This window comes from Streptomyces sp. NPDC050548, assembly GCF_044457385.1.
In the GTDB taxonomy this organism is placed as follows: Bacteria; Actinomycetota; Actinomycetes; order Streptomycetales; family Streptomycetaceae; genus Streptomyces.
In genome coordinates, this window is the sequence record NZ_JBITGV010000018.1 from 65,934 (window position 1) to 79,577 (window position 13,644).

Sequence of the window (13,644 nt, forward strand, 5' to 3'; positions counted from 1 at the left end):
ACACAAGAGTGCCGGAGAAGCGGCCAGAAAATTCCGCGCAAAGCGAACATCCTCGTGTGTCGGCGACATGATCTCAGATGGGCAGGGTGACTCGCATCACGAGCCCACCCCCCTCACGAGGCTGGGCCGAGATATGGCCACCGTGCGCCCGCGCCACAGAGCGCGCGATCGACAGACCGAGGCCCACACCCTTGTCACTGCCCGTTCGCTCCGTACGCAGCCGTCTGAAGGGCTCGAAGAGGTTGTCGACCTCGTACGCCGGGACCACTGGTCCCGTGTTCGAGACGATCAGCACCGCATGACCGTGCTGAACCTCGGTGGTGACCTCGACCCAGCCGTCCTCCGGCACGTTGTACCGCACCGCGTTCTGCACGAGGTTCAGGGCGATCCGCTCCAGGAGGACGCCGTTGCCCTGGACTACGACGGGCTTGCGCTCGCCGCGGATGACCACGTTCTTGGCACTCGCCTCCGCGTGTACCTGGTCGACGGCCTGCTCGGCGACCTCGGCGAGGTCCACGGGCTTGCGCTCGACGATCTGGTTGTCGCTGCGGGCCAGCAGCAGCAGGCCTTCGACGAGCTGCTCGCTGCGCTCGTTGGTGGCGAGCAGCGTCTTGCCGAGCTGTTGCAGCTCGACAGGGGCCCCCGGGTCCGACAGATGCACTTCCAGGAGCGTGCGGTTGATCGCCAGCGGGGTCCGCAGCTCGTGCGAGGCGTTCCCCACGAAGCGCTGCTGCGCGGTGAAGGCCCGCTGCAACCGGTCCAGCATCTCGTCGAAGGTGTCCGCGAGTTCCTTCAGTTCGTCGTCCGGGCCGTCCAGCTCGATCCGGCGGGACAGGTCCGAGCCGGCCACCGCGCGGGCGGTCCGGGTGATCCGGCCCAGCGGCGACAGCACCCGGCCCGCCATCGCGTACCCGAAGGCGAAGGCGATGATCGCCAGGCCGAGCAGGGTCAGCAGGGAGCGGCTGAGCAGGTCGTCCAGGGCGTGCTGGCGCTGTTCGTTGACGCACTGGTTCATCGCGTTGTTGAGCGTGGTCGCCGACGGCTCGGACGGGAAGTTGCAGGTGCTGCTGCCGACCGAGCCGGAGATGACCTTGAAGGGCAGCTCACTGCCCACGTTCAACGCGTGCGCCGCGAGCAGGTAGATGATCGACAGCAGCAGGATCCCGGCGATCAGGAACATCCCGCCGTACAACAACGTGAGCCGTATACGGATGGTGGGGCGCAGCCAGGGGAACGGCGGTTCGGGCCTTCTGGGGTCCCACGTGGGCTTCGGGGGCGCCTGGGGAGGCGCGGGGGTCGTCGTCACAGTGGACTCAGATCCGGTAGCCGGAGCCGGGCACGGTGACGATGACCGGGGGCTCGCCGAGCTTGCGGCGCAGCGTCATGACCGTCACCCGCACGACGTTCGTGAACGGGTCCGTGTTCTCGTCCCAGGCCTTCTCCAGGAGCTGCTCCGCGGAGACGACGGCGCCCTCGCTGCGCAGCAGCACCTCCAGGACGGCGAACTCCTTGGGCGCCAGCTGGACTTCCTTGCCGTCGCGGAACACCTCGCGGCGGTTCGGGTCGAGCTTGATGCCGGCGCGCTCCAGGACGGGCGGCAGCGGCACGCTCGTACGCCGGCCGAGGGCACGCACGCGTGCCGTCAGCTCGCTGAACGCGAAGGGCTTCGGCAGATAGTCGTCGGCGCCGATCTCCAGGCCCTCGACACGGTCGCTGACGTCGCCGGACGCCGTGAGCATCAGCACGCGGGTGGGCATGCCGAGCTCGACGATCTTGCGGCAGACGTCGTCGCCGTGCACGAGCGGGAGGTCGCGGTCGAGGACGACCACGTCGTAGTCGTTGACGCCGATGCGCTCCAGGGCAGCCGCACCGTCGTACACGACGTCGACGGCCATGGCCTCCCGGCGCAGTCCGGTGGCCACCGCATCGGCGAGCAGCTGCTCGTCCTCGACGACGAGTACGCGCACGTCGCTTGTCCTTCCTCTGTCCACTCGCGTAGCGCGTCTCGGCGCACGCGGGCAGGGTCTTCGTGGCTGTGTGACCTCCATCCTGCCCTTTTCGGCCATAAGTCGGCTGTAAGGCGGCCGGGCGCAAGATGAAGGTCAGGTATGAGGCCCGGGAATGCGGGATTTTCTCGATGGGTTGAGGTTTCCACCGAAGGGAGTGCGGGGAGGACGGCTTTACACCCCGCGATCACGCTCTGCATGTGGCAAGCCACCTTGTGGTACGTCCAACGCTTCCGCAGAGCGGGCGTGGGTGTCCGGCACCGTCGCCGCCCAGCCAGGGCAGCGCTGGGCACCCGCATCCGCAGACGTGATCGCCCCTTCCGAACGGCACACCCCCGTGCCACCCGACCCACGACCCAGGACGAGGGGGCGCAGCATGGACGCATTCACCGCAGGACTTCTGCAGCGCATAAGGGCGACCGAGACCGACCTGACGCGGGCTCGCGACGAGGGCGACGACTTCCTCGTCGAGGTGGAACAGGCCGAGTTGGACGACCTGCGCCGCCTCGCCGCCGACCACGGTGTGGAGGTCAGCGCGACAAGCGTCTGATCAGCGCAAACAGCAGAAAAGCAGGACCCTGGCGAATCCAGCGCCGGGGTCCTGCTGCACCTCTTTTGGTTCGGTCGACGCGTGGGGACAGTGGGAGTGGGTGGGCCCTCGCCGTGGGCTGTGGTTCTTGCCGTGGGCCTCGGCCCGAGAGGTGTCAGTCGTGCCAGGCCCCGAAGTCCTCCAGGAGGCGTTGGAGGGGCTCGAACACCCCCGGGCTTCCCACGACAGCCAGATCCCGTCCCGGCCGCTCTCCGGGCCGTCCACCGCTCAGCGCGCCCGCCTCACGGGCGATCAGGTCCCCCGCACCGAGGTCCCACGGGTTCAACCCCCGCTCGTAGAAGCCGTCCAGCCGCCCCGCGGCCACATCGCACAGGTCGACCGCCGCCGAGCCGCCCCCCCGGATGTCGCGCAGCAGGGGGATCAACTTCTGTGCCACGTCGGCCTGGTGGACCCGGACCTCGGTGACGTAGTTGAAACCGGTCGACACCAACGCCTGCTCCAGGGGCGGCGCGGGCCGACAGGCGAGCCTGCGTTCGCCCTCCCACGCGCCCGTGGCCCACGCCCCGCCGCCGAGCACGGCGTGGAACGTCTCGCCGCGCATCGGGATCGCGACGACCCCGGCGACGGTCTCGCCGTCCAGCTCGGCGGCGATGGAGACGGACCAAGTAGGCAGTCCGTAGAGGTAGTTGACCGTGCCGTCGAGTGGATCGACGACCCAGCGGACGCCGCTGGTTCCGGTGACGGAGGCGCCCTCCTCGCCCAGGAACCCGTCGTCGGGCCGCTGTTCGGAGATCAGATCGGTGATCAGCTTCTCGGCTGCGATGTCCATCTCGGTGACGACGTCGATCGGGCTGGATTTGGTGGCGGCGACCGCGAGGTCCGCCGGGCGGCCGTCCCGCAGCAGCGCGCCGGCCTTGTGGGCGGCTTCCTGGGCGAGTGCCAGCAGTTCCTGGTGCAGGGGGTCGGTCACGGCGCTCCTCATGCGTAGGGGCTGTCGGCGCCCGCGGCGGCGGGACGCGGGGCGCGGGCCGGGCAGCAGCCCACCGGGCAAAGGTTGTGGCCGGCGCCGAGGGCGCCCAGGGCGCAGGGCGTGACCTGCCGGCCGCTCTCGACGGCGGCGCGTTCCAGGACGAGGTCGCGGACGGCGGCGGCGAAGCGCGGGTCGGCGCCCACGGTGGCCGAGCGGCGGACCGGCAGGCCCAGCTCCGCGGCCTTGGCCGTGGCCTCCGTGTCGAGGTCGTAGAGGACCTCCATGTGGTCGGAGACGAAGCCGATGGGTGCCATGACGACCGCGGGGACGCCGGCCTTGTGGCGCTCCTCCAGGTGGTCGCAGATGTCGGGCTCCAGCCAGGGGATGTGCGGGGCGCCCGAGCGGGACTGGTAGACGAGCTGCCAGGGGTGGTCGATTCCGGTGCGTTCGCGGACGGCGTCGGCGATCAGCCGGGCCACGTCCAGGTGCTCCTCGACGTACGCCCCGCCGTCTCCGTGGTCCTCGGCCGGGCCGGAGGTGTCGGCGGCGGCGGTCGGGATGGAGTGGGTCGAGAAGGCGAGGTGGGCGCCGTCCCGGACGTCCTCGGGGAGGTCCGCGAGGGATTCGAGCACCCCGTCGATCATCGGCTCCAGGAAGCCGGGGTGGTTGAAGTAGTGGCGCAGTTTGTCGACCTTCTGCACCTCAAGCCCCTCGTCCTCCAGGGTCGCCAGGGAGTCGGCGAGGTTCTCCCGGTACTGGCGGCAGCCCGAGTAGGAGGCGTAGGCGCTGGTGGCCAGGACGAGGATGCGGCGGCGGCCGTCGGCGACCATCTGGCGCAGGGTGTCCGTCAGGTACGGGGCCCAGTTGCGGTTGCCCCAGTAGACCGGGAGGTCCAGGCCGTGGTCCGCGAAGTCCTTGCGGAGGGCGTCCAGGAGGGCGCGGTTCTGGTCGTTGATGGGGCTGATCCCGCCGAACAGGAAGTAGTGCTGCCCCACTTCCTTGAGACGTTCCTTGGGGATGCCTCGCCCGCGCGTCACGTTCTCCAGGAACGGAACCACCTCGTCCGGGCCCTCGGGGCCGCCGAACGAGAGCAGGAGCAGGGCGTCGTAGGGAGTCGCATCGAGCACGTCTGGCATGTCTCCGATCCTGCCACCCACCACTGACAGCCGGGAAACGGAGGGGTGCCGGGCCGCGCACCCGGGGCTTCCGGGGAGGTGCGTCGGGGGCGGCGCGGGCGGGTGCAAACGGGGCGCAGCACGGTCGGGTGCAACGGGCCCCACCTGCTCGTAAGCTGTATCAGCCGCATTCGCACCTTACTGAGCCGTCATCACATCGCCACCCCCCGCACCACCGAGCCGCCACCGCGCCCTTTCGACCGGAGTCACCCGTGCCCAGCCCCTATCGCGCCCTGTTCGCCGCCCCCGGCTCCAAGGGCTTCTCCGCTGCGGGGTTCCTCGGGCGGATGCCCCTGTCGATGATGGGCATCGGCGTGGTCACGATGATCTCCCAGATCAATGGGCGCTACGGGCTCGCGGGCGCGCTGTCGGCCACCATCGCGCTGGCCGCCGCCGCGATCGGGCCGCGGATCTCGCGCTGGGTCGACCAGTACGGGCAGCGGCGGGTGCTGCGTCCGGCGACGCTCGTCGCGCTGGCCGCGGCGGCCGGGCTGCTGCTGGCCGCGCGCTTCGGGTGGCCGGACTGGGTGCTGTTCGTGTGCGCCGCCGGTATCGGCTCGGTGCCGAGTCTGGGCGCGATGGTCCGCGCGCGCTGGGCGGCCGTCTACCGGGGCACCCCGCAGCTGCACACCGCGTACTCCTTCGAGTCCGTGGTGGACGAGGTGTGCTTCATCTTCGGGCCGATCATCTCCATCGGGCTGTCCACCGTGTGGTTCCCGGAGGCGGGGCCTCTGCTGGCCGCCTGCTTCCTGGCGGTCGGCGTCTTCTGGCTGACGGCTCAGCGCGCCACCGAGCCCGCGCCGCACCCGCGCGTGCGGGGCGCCGAGGGCGGCGGCTCGGCGCTGCGGGCGGCCGGTCTCCAGGTGCTCGTGGCCACCTTCGTGGCGACCGGGGCGATCTTCGGGGCGGTCGACGTGGTCACCGTCGCGTTCGCCGACGAGCGGGGTCACAAGGGCGGCGCCAGCGTGGTGCTCGCCCTGTACGCGGCGGGATCCTGTGTGGCCGGAGTCGTGTTCGGGCTGCTGCGCTTCCGGGGAGCGCCCGAACGTCGGTGGCTGCTGGGCATATGCACGATGGCCGTGAGTATGATCCCCCTCCTACTGGTCGGAAACTTGCCGCTTCTGGCCGTGGCGCTGTTCCTTGCGGGACTGTCCATCGCACCCACGATGATCACGACGATGTCCCTCATAGAAGAGCACGTACCTCGCGCGAAGCTCACCGAAGGCATGACCTGGGTGAGCACCGGCCTGGCGGTCGGGGTCGCGCTCGGCTCCTCCGTCGCCGGCTGGGTGATCGACGCAGCCGGCGCGCGGGCCGGGTACGGGGTTCCGGTGGTCGCCGGAGCCGTCGCGGTCGCGGTCGGTTTCCTCGGGTACCGCCGGCTCAACAGACCGGCACCGGGTCGGGGAGGCACCGTTGTTGGGCACCACAGCGAGCGCGAAGAACGGCACGTGGCGTAACTGGGGCGGGACAGTGGCGTCCCGGCCCGCGCGGGAGGTCACGCCCGCCTCCGTCGAGGAACTGGCCGCGGCCGTCCGCAGGGCCGGTGAGGACGGTCTGACGGTGAAGGCCGTCGGCAGTGGGCACTCCTTCACGTCGATCGCCGCCACGGACGGTGTGTTGATCCGTCCTCAACTGTTGACCGGCATCCGCAACATTGATCGCGATGCATTGACGGTCACGGTCGAGGCGGGCACCCCGCTCAAGAGACTCAACATGGCTCTCGCGCGCGAGGGTCTGTCGCTCACGAACATGGGCGACATCATGGAGCAGACGGTGTCGGGCGCGATCAGCACCGGCACCCACGGCAGCGGCCGCGAGTCGGGCTCGATCGCCGCCCAGATCAGGGGTCTTGAGCTGGTCACGGCGGACGGCTCGGTGCTCACCTGCTCGGAGAAGGAGAATCCGGACGTCTTCGCGGTCGCCCGCATCGGCCTCGGCGCCCTGGGCATCGTCACGGCGATCACATTCGCCGTGGAGCCGGTCTTCCTGCTCACGGCCCGCGAGGAGCCCATGCCCTTCGACGAGGTCACGGGCCGCTTCGACGAACTCTGGGCCGAGAACGAGCACTTCGAGTTCTACTGGTTCCCGCACACGGCGTCCACCAACACCAAGCGCAACAACCGCAGCGCGGGCCCGGCACAGCCCGTGAAACCGGTGACGGGCTGGTTCGAGGACGAGTTCGTGGCCAACGGCCTGTGGCAGGTGGCCAACATGGTCGGCCGCGCGGCCCCCAAGGCCATTCCCACCATCGCCCAGATCTCCACCCGGGCCTGGTCCTCGCGGACGTACACGGACATCCCCTACAAGGTCTTCACCTCCACCCGCCGGGTGCGGTTCGTCGAGATGGAGTACGCCGTCCCGCGCGCGGCTCTGGTGGACACGCTGCGGGAACTGAAGGCGATGGTCGACCGTTCGGATTTCAGGGTCAGTTATCCGGTCGAGGTCCGCACCGCCCCGGCGGACGACATCGCCCTGTCCACCGCGTCCGGCCGCGACAGCGCCTACATCGCCGTCCACATGTTCCGCGGCACGCCCTACCAGGCGTACTTCACCGCCGCCGAGCGCATCTTCACCGCGCACGAGGGCCGGCCGCACTGGGGCAAGGTGAACACCCGGGACGCCGAGTACCTCGCCGGGGTCTACCCGCGCTTCGGCGAGTTCACGGCGCTGCGGGATCGGCTGGATCCTGATCGGCGGTTCCAGAACGACTACTTGCGGAGAGTGCTGGGTCAGTAGCCGACGAGCCGTCAGACGAGTCGGCCGGGGAATCGGCCGGACCCGGTTCCCCATGACGAGCGGAACGCTCGGATGGTTCCGTTTCCGGCTATTGCGTGAAGTACGCCACTTTCAAGATCGCGTGAACCCCGCCCCGGACCGTCAAGTCCCGCCCCCCGCAAGAAGTTGGGCAGCGTGCCAATCCACGCACGTGGTCCAAATGGAGTACTGTTGCGAGCCCTGGGTGCGGTCTCCTGCCAGGGCGTCCGCGGCCTTTTGGACCGCCCCGAGGGGGCCAGTTGCACAGGGTGACGTAGTTGGTCACTTAGCGTTGCGAATAGGTAACCGTGCCATAACGGCGAGTTCGGGCCCGTGCCCGACACGCCGGGCAACTCGGCAAGGTTGTGGCAGGCTGCACCCGGGCAGGCCACACTCGACTAGCGGAAGCAGCGACGCACGTGACGTCGGCAGGCACCACCCGGGAGGTCCCCATGCCCGAACTGCGTGTCGTGGCCGTCTCTAACGACGGCACACGGCTGGTGCTGAAGGCTGCGGACAGCACGGAGTACACGCTTCCGATTGATGAGCGTCTGCGCGCCGCCGTACGCGGCGACCGTCCCCGCCTCGGCCAGATCGAGATCGAGGTGGAGAGCCATCTCCGCCCCCGAGACATCCAGGCACGTATACGTGCCGGCGCCTCCGCCGAGGAGGTCGCGCAACTCGCCGGCATCCCCGTCGACCGGGTGCGCCGCTTCGAGGGTCCCGTGCTCGCCGAGCGTGCCTTCATGGCCGAGCGTGCCCGGAAGACCCCTGTCCGCCGCCCCGGCGAGAACGCCGGACCCCAGCTCGGCGAGGCCGTCCAGGAACGGCTGACGCTGCGCGGTGCCGAGAAGGACACCGTGCAGTGGGACTCCTGGCGCCGCGACGACGGCACCTGGGAGGTCCTGCTGGTCTACCGGGTCGCGGGCGAACCGCACTCGGCGAGCTGGACGTACGACCCGCCCCGGCGGCTCGTCCAGGCCGTCGACGACGAGGCGCGCTCGCTGATCGGCGAGTCCGACGACCTCTCCGCCACCCCCGAGCCCAGCTTCCCGTTCGTCCCGCGGATCGCCCGGCTGCCGCGCGACCGCCCGCTGGACCGTGCCCTGGAGCGCCCGGAGCGTCCCGCGCTGCCGTCGCCCGAGGTGGCGGAGGAGAGCGAGCGCGACTCGCTGACCAGCCTCCTGGAGGCGGTACCGAGCTTCCGCGGCGACATGGTGGTCCCCGAGCGTCCCCCGGAGACCCCGGAGGAGCCCGTCGAGGAACCGGAGGCGGAGGAGCCCCCGGCGCCCGCGGCCTCGGCCGGTTCGGCCTACGCGGACGTGCTCATGCCCCGCTCCGTCGGCGCCCACCGCGACCGGCTCATCGGCTCCACCGACCGCCAGGCCGAGGCGGACGGCGTCCGCCCGGGCCGCAGAGCGGCGGTCCCGAGCTGGGACGAGATCGTCTTCGGTACGCGGAGAAAGAAGCAGGAGTAGTCCGCCGTAAGGCAGTTCGGCTACGACGAGGAGGGCCCGCGCCGGTTTCGGCGCGGGCCCTCCTCGTCCTTCTACGGCCGCTACTGCGGGTCGGGGCCGACGGCGACCGGGCGCTCCGGGTCCGCGGACCACTCGGACCAGGAGCCGACGTACAGGCCGGCCGGAATGCCCGCCAACGCCAGGGCCAGCACCTCGTGGGCGCCCGAGACGCCGGAGCCGCAGTAGACGCCGACGCCCGTCCCCTCCGTGGCGCCCAGGGACTTGAAGCGGGCGGCCAGTTCCTCCGCCGGGAGGAAGCGGCCGTCGGTGCCGACGTTCTCGTTGGTCGGCGCGGAGACGGCGCCCGGGATGTGGCCGCCGACCCGGTCGATCGGTTCCACCTCGCCCCGGTAGCGCTCCCCCGCGCGGGCGTCGAAGAGGACCCCGCTGCGGGCCAGCGCGGCAGCATCGTCCGCCTCCAGGAGCTGCACGGCCCCCGGCTCCGGCGTGAAGTCGCCCTCGGCCGGCGTCGGCGTGTCCGTCCCCAAAGGCCCCTCCCAAGAGGGAAGGCCGCCGTCGAGGACCCGCACGTCCGGGTGACCCGCCCAGCGCAGCAGCCACCACGCGCGGGCCACCGCCCAGCCCTGGCCGCCGTCGTACACGACGACCGCGCGGTGGGCCGATACACCCGCTCGGCGCATCGCGGCGCCGAAACCCGCGGTGTCGGGAAGGGGGTGCCGGCCGCGGGCGCCGGGGGCGGAGGCCAGTTCCTGATCGAGGTCTACGTAGACGGCGCCCGGGATGTGCCCGGCCGCGTACTCGGCGCGTCCGTCGAAGGGCGGTTCACCTGCGGCCTTCGCGACGCTGAGCTGCCAGCGGATGTCCAGGAGGACCGGCGGGTTCGTCCCGGCCAGATCGCTCGCCAGTTCGGATGCGGAGATGATGGCGTTCATGGCCACCATCCTCGCGCAAGGGGTGGCCGACACGTCCAGGTCCGACTACTGTGCCCGCCGGGCAGTCTCGATCACGAGGCGTACGGGATCGAGCACATGCTGTACAACCGATGGACACCCCATGGCAATCAACCGGAAACGGACGAGGGGCCACAGACCGGGCACCCTCCATACGTGAGCCGCCCGTCGGCGGCGCGGCCGGGGCGCGCAGCGCCACCAGGGGTGCGAGCATCGGCTCGGGGCGTGACGCGGCTGCGGCACGCGGATCCGCACTGCGGAAGACACGGCCACCGCGAGGGGCCGAGGAGAAGGTGACGATGACCGAGGCACGGGGGTCGGCCGGCCTGAACGGCGACACGCACACTCGGCGTACACAGGGCACACCCTGCTGGGTGAGTCTGATGGTGCACGGCATGACCACGACTCAGGAGTTCTACGGAGAGCTGTTCGGTTGGGAATTCCAACCCGGCCCCCATCAGCTCGGCCCCTACGCGCGGGCCCTGCTCGACGGGCAGGAGGTGGCCGGCATCGGCCAACTGCCGCCGGACCGGCATCTGCCCATCGCCTGGACGCCGTATCTCGCCTCGGACGACGTGGACCAGACGGCCGAGACGGTACGGATGTGCGGCGGCACGGTCGGAGTGGGCCCCCTGGACGCGGCCGAGGCGGGCCGCCTGGCCATCGGCTCCGACCCGTCGGGGGCGGTGTTCGGCATCTGGCAGGTCGCGGAGCACCTCGGTACGTCCATCACGGGCGTCCCCGGCACACCCGCCTGGAACGAACTGCTGACCTTCGAGACCGCGAGCGTCGCCAAGTTCTACGAGGCGGTCTTCGGCTACGAGGAGGTCCCGGTCGACTCCGCGGACCTCGACTACGTCACCCTGCACCTGGACGGCACCCCGGTCGCCGGCATCCACGGCGTCGGCACTGCCCTGCCCCGCGACCGGGGTCCGCACTGGATGACCTACTTCGAGGTGGCCGACACGGACGAGGCCCTCCGCCGCGTCACCGACCTCGGCGGCCACACCCTCGAACCACCCCACGACAGCCCCCACGGCCGCGTGGCCACGGTGGCCGACCCCGAGGGAGCGATGTTCTCGGTGATCCAGGGGCCGCGGTAGCTTTTCGGAGCGCTTCCGGGGTGGTGCGGGCGCAACGGCTCTCCGTATCGTTGAACGATTCTACGGAGGGCTAGGCCGACGTCATCGGAAGCACATCCGGTGACAGCGCCGCCGCCCGTGTCGTGGCCGACGTCATGCGGCGGCGGTGGTGGCGTCGGCACAGGACCTCGTAGCCGATCGCCTCCGCCTGGTTGACGTCGCCGACGACGACCTGGGCGCCCTCGACGACCATCTCGCCGCCTATCGTGCGGGCGTTGTGGGTGGCGCGGGCGCCGCACCAGCAGAGGGCCTCCACCTGGAGGACCTCGACGCGGTCGGCGAGTTCCACCAGGCGCTGGGAGCCGGGAAAGAGCTTGGAGCGGAAGTCGGTCGTGATGCCGAAGGCGTAGACGTCGAGGCCCAGATCGTCGACCACGCGCGCGAGTTGGTCGATCTGCACGGGCGCCAGGAACTGTGCCTCGTCGGCGATGACGTAGTCCGCGCGACCGCCCTGGGAGAGGTGGTCGACGAGATACGCGTACAGGTCCTGCTCGTCCTCGACCTCCACCGCGTCGGTGACCAGCCCGAGGCGAGAAGAAAGCTTTCCCTCCCCCGCGCGGTCGTCCCGCGTGAAGATCACCCCTGCCAGGCCGCGCGCCGAGCGGTTGTGCTCGATCTGGAGCGCCAGGGTCGACTTCCCGCAGTCCATCGTTCCGGAGAAGAACACCAGCTCGGGCATGGGAAGTTGAGCACCTTTCGGCGAAACGGAGGAAGGGGAGGACGGAGGGACTTCAGGAGCGTACTTCGAGCAGGGGAACCAGCTGTTCGGCAGGGGTCATGGAACCGTGGTTGCCGACCATCGCCGACTCCTTCGGCTCCCGCTCGGACGCGATGACCAGGACGTCGTCCCGGGCCGCCACGATCACGTCGCCGAGGCGGTGGTGGACACGCTCGTCGACCGTCGGGCCGAACCAGCCCGCCATGATCGCCTCGTCCCTCGACGCCACCCAGAACTGTTCGCCGAGCACCTCGCGCCAGCAGGTCAGTACGTCGTTCTCGGCGCCCCGCACCGCGTAGACGTGGCGTGCGCGGCCCTCGCCGCCGAGCAGGGCGACCCCGGCGCGCAACTCCCAGTCCGCGTCGAAGTCGATGCGGTGCTCCTCGTCGAAGGGCACGTCGATCATGCCGTGGTCGGCGGTGACGTACAGCGCGCTGCGCGGCGGCAGTTGCTCGGCGAGGCGCTGGACGAGCCGGTCGACGTACATGAGTTGGCCGCGCCAGGTGTCGGAGGCGACGCCGTAGCGGTGGCCCGCGCCGTCGAGTTCGGCGTAGTACGTGTAGACCAAGGAGCGGTCCCCGGCGGCCAGTTGCTCGGCCGCGAGGTCCATGCGCTCCTCACCGGTGAGCCGCCCGTGGAACGTTCCGCCACTGAGCGCGACCTTCGTCAGCGGGGTGTTCTGGAAGGTGGGGGACGACACCTGGGCGGCGTGCACACCCGCGTCCTGGGCGAGTTGGAAGATCGTGGGGTACGGCTGCCAGGACTTCGGCTCGGTCCACGGCTGCCAGCGCAGCTGGTTCATCAGCGCACCGGTGTCCGGGTTGCGCACGGTGTAGCCGGGCAGGCCGTGCACGCCGGGCGGCAGGCCGGTGCCTACGGAGGCCAGCGAGGTCGCGGTGGTCGCCGGGTAGCCGGCGGTGAGCGGGCGTCCTGTGCCGCCGCGCGAGCTGCCGAGGAGCGCGTGCAGGTACGGCGCCTCGTCGGCGTGGTCCTTGATCTGCTCCCAGCCGAGGCCGTCGACCAGGAAGACGCAGTTGCGGTCGGCCGCGGTCAGCTCCGGGATCGCCGCGGTCGTACCTGGTACGCCCATGCCGGCGGCCAGCGTGGGCAGCAGGTCCGCGAGCGAGCCGGAGCCGTACTCGGGGACGGGCGCGGAGGCGACGGCGAGGGGTTCGGGGTGGTCCCAGGTTGCGGAATCAGGAGGGGTGGGCGCGGAGCGCCCTCGATCATGGGCGGCGGGGGGAGACGGGTGGGACATCAGCGGGGTACGTCCGCGGTCGCCTCGGAGAGCGCCTGCGCGAAGGCGAGGGTCTGCTGGACCGTCTCCGGGCCGTCCCCGGCCTCGCTGACGCGCAGGCTCAGGTCGTCCGCCGTCGAGTTGCCCGTGTAGCCGTGGTCGGCCTCGCAGTTGGGGTCGCCGCAGGCGGCCGGCTCCAGGTCGATCCGGGAGACGGCACCCCAGCCGATGGTCAGCACGACCTCACGGGGCGGTGTGCCCGGCTTGTACGACTCCGGGTTGGCGACCACGCGGCTGAGCACCACCGACGAGATCCGGCCGATCTTCACGGACTCCGTGGACGTCGTGGCGTACGGCGTCGGGGAGGTGGTGTCGGCGGCCTGCTCGTCGGTGTGGCTGACGATGAAGCGGTTGCCGGTGAGGACGAGCACGGTCACATGCCGGCGCACCTCGTTCTGGTCGAACGTGGTCTCCTGGTGGACCAGGAACGACCGGATCGGCTCGCCGCCCACGGCGGCCTCCACCGCCTCGGCCACGAGGGCCGGGTAGTAGCCGCTGCGCTCGATCGCCGCACGCAGCCCCTGGGTCGTCGTACTGGTCTTGGCCATGACGTCCATCCTACGGTGGCCCACTGACTGCGAGGCACCGCCGAGCACGGTCT

13 protein-coding genes are annotated in these 13,644 nt (G+C 70.8%); 5 read left to right on the top strand and 8 right to left on the bottom strand.

Features of this window, described 5'->3' with window-relative positions:
- Positions 1-73: 73 nt before the first annotated feature.
- Positions 74-1,306: a sensor histidine kinase gene (locus ACIBJH_RS37870; protein ID WP_399121469.1), complete on the bottom strand. Its 1,233-nt coding sequence runs from the start codon at positions 1,304-1,306 to the stop codon at positions 74-76.
- 7 nt (positions 1,307-1,313) lie between these two features.
- On the bottom strand, positions 1,314-1,967 hold the full coding sequence (locus tag ACIBJH_RS37875) for a response regulator transcription factor (protein WP_010983842.1): 654 nt from the start codon (positions 1,965-1,967) through the stop codon (positions 1,314-1,316).
- A gap of 415 nt (positions 1,968-2,382) precedes the next feature.
- Here ACIBJH_RS37875 and ACIBJH_RS37880 point away from each other — a divergent pair, with 415 nt between their 5' ends.
- Complete coding sequence (locus tag ACIBJH_RS37880; protein ID WP_019072956.1) at positions 2,383-2,556, top strand: hypothetical protein; 174 nt, start codon at positions 2,383-2,385, stop codon at positions 2,554-2,556.
- A 154-nt stretch (positions 2,557-2,710) separates the two neighbouring features.
- Here ACIBJH_RS37880 and ACIBJH_RS37885 read toward each other — a convergent pair whose 3' ends face one another.
- Positions 2,711-3,526 (bottom strand): inositol monophosphatase family protein, encoded by an 816-nt coding sequence (locus ACIBJH_RS37885; RefSeq protein WP_399121470.1) that lies wholly within the window; start codon positions 3,524-3,526, stop codon positions 2,711-2,713.
- Between the two features lie 8 nt (positions 3,527-3,534).
- A complete protein-coding gene (locus ACIBJH_RS37890) occupies positions 3,535-4,662 on the bottom strand; it encodes a ferrochelatase (RefSeq protein WP_399121471.1) in 1,128 nt (375 codons plus the stop codon).
- 251 nt (positions 4,663-4,913) lie between these two features.
- Here ACIBJH_RS37890 and ACIBJH_RS37895 point away from each other — a divergent pair, with 251 nt between their 5' ends.
- The 3 genes from ACIBJH_RS37895 (at position 4,914) to sepH (ending at position 8,936) form a co-directional block, all read left to right on the top strand.
- The gene (locus ACIBJH_RS37895; RefSeq protein WP_399121472.1) at positions 4,914-6,161 is read left to right on the top strand and encodes an MFS transporter; all 1,248 of its coding nucleotides are present in this window, start codon (positions 4,914-4,916) and stop codon (positions 6,159-6,161) included.
- Positions 6,121-7,440 (top strand): D-arabinono-1,4-lactone oxidase, encoded by a 1,320-nt coding sequence (locus ACIBJH_RS37900; protein ID WP_399121473.1) that lies wholly within the window; start codon positions 6,121-6,123, stop codon positions 7,438-7,440. The genes ACIBJH_RS37895 and ACIBJH_RS37900 overlap by 41 nt, the downstream gene beginning before the upstream one ends.
- 470 nt (positions 7,441-7,910) lie before the next feature.
- A complete protein-coding gene (gene sepH / locus ACIBJH_RS37905) occupies positions 7,911-8,936 on the top strand; it encodes a septation protein SepH (protein ID WP_399121474.1) in 1,026 nt (341 codons plus the stop codon).
- An 80-nt stretch (positions 8,937-9,016) separates the two neighbouring features.
- Here the strand turns inward: sepH and ACIBJH_RS37910 are convergent, their stop codons facing one another.
- Positions 9,017-9,868, bottom strand: a complete 852-nt coding sequence (locus tag ACIBJH_RS37910; protein WP_399121475.1) for a sulfurtransferase — start codon at positions 9,866-9,868, stop codon at positions 9,017-9,019.
- A 317-nt stretch (positions 9,869-10,185) separates the two neighbouring features.
- On the opposite strand from ACIBJH_RS37910, the gene ACIBJH_RS37915 reads away from it, so the two are divergent.
- Complete coding sequence (locus ACIBJH_RS37915) at positions 10,186-10,989, top strand: VOC family protein (RefSeq protein ID WP_399121476.1); 804 nt, start codon at positions 10,186-10,188, stop codon at positions 10,987-10,989.
- A 70-nt stretch (positions 10,990-11,059) separates the two neighbouring features.
- Here ACIBJH_RS37915 and ACIBJH_RS37920 read toward each other — a convergent pair whose 3' ends face one another.
- Genes ACIBJH_RS37920 through ACIBJH_RS37930 form a run of 3 tightly spaced genes read right to left on the bottom strand, consistent with a single transcriptional unit; the run spans position 11,060 to position 13,591 of the window.
- Positions 11,060-11,707, bottom strand: a complete 648-nt coding sequence (locus tag ACIBJH_RS37920; protein WP_399121477.1) for a thymidine kinase — start codon at positions 11,705-11,707, stop codon at positions 11,060-11,062.
- Positions 11,708-11,759: 52 nt separating this feature from the next.
- Positions 11,760-13,004 carry an alkaline phosphatase family protein gene (locus tag ACIBJH_RS37925; protein ID WP_399121478.1) on the bottom strand — a complete coding sequence of 415 codons (1,245 nt, stop codon included), beginning with the start codon at positions 13,002-13,004 and terminating at the stop codon, positions 11,760-11,762.
- The gene (locus ACIBJH_RS37930; protein WP_200711021.1) at positions 13,004-13,591 is read right to left on the bottom strand and encodes a DUF5998 family protein; all 588 of its coding nucleotides are present in this window, start codon (positions 13,589-13,591) and stop codon (positions 13,004-13,006) included. The genes ACIBJH_RS37925 and ACIBJH_RS37930 overlap by 1 nt, the downstream gene beginning before the upstream one ends.
- Between the last annotated feature and the right edge of the window lie 53 nt (positions 13,592-13,644).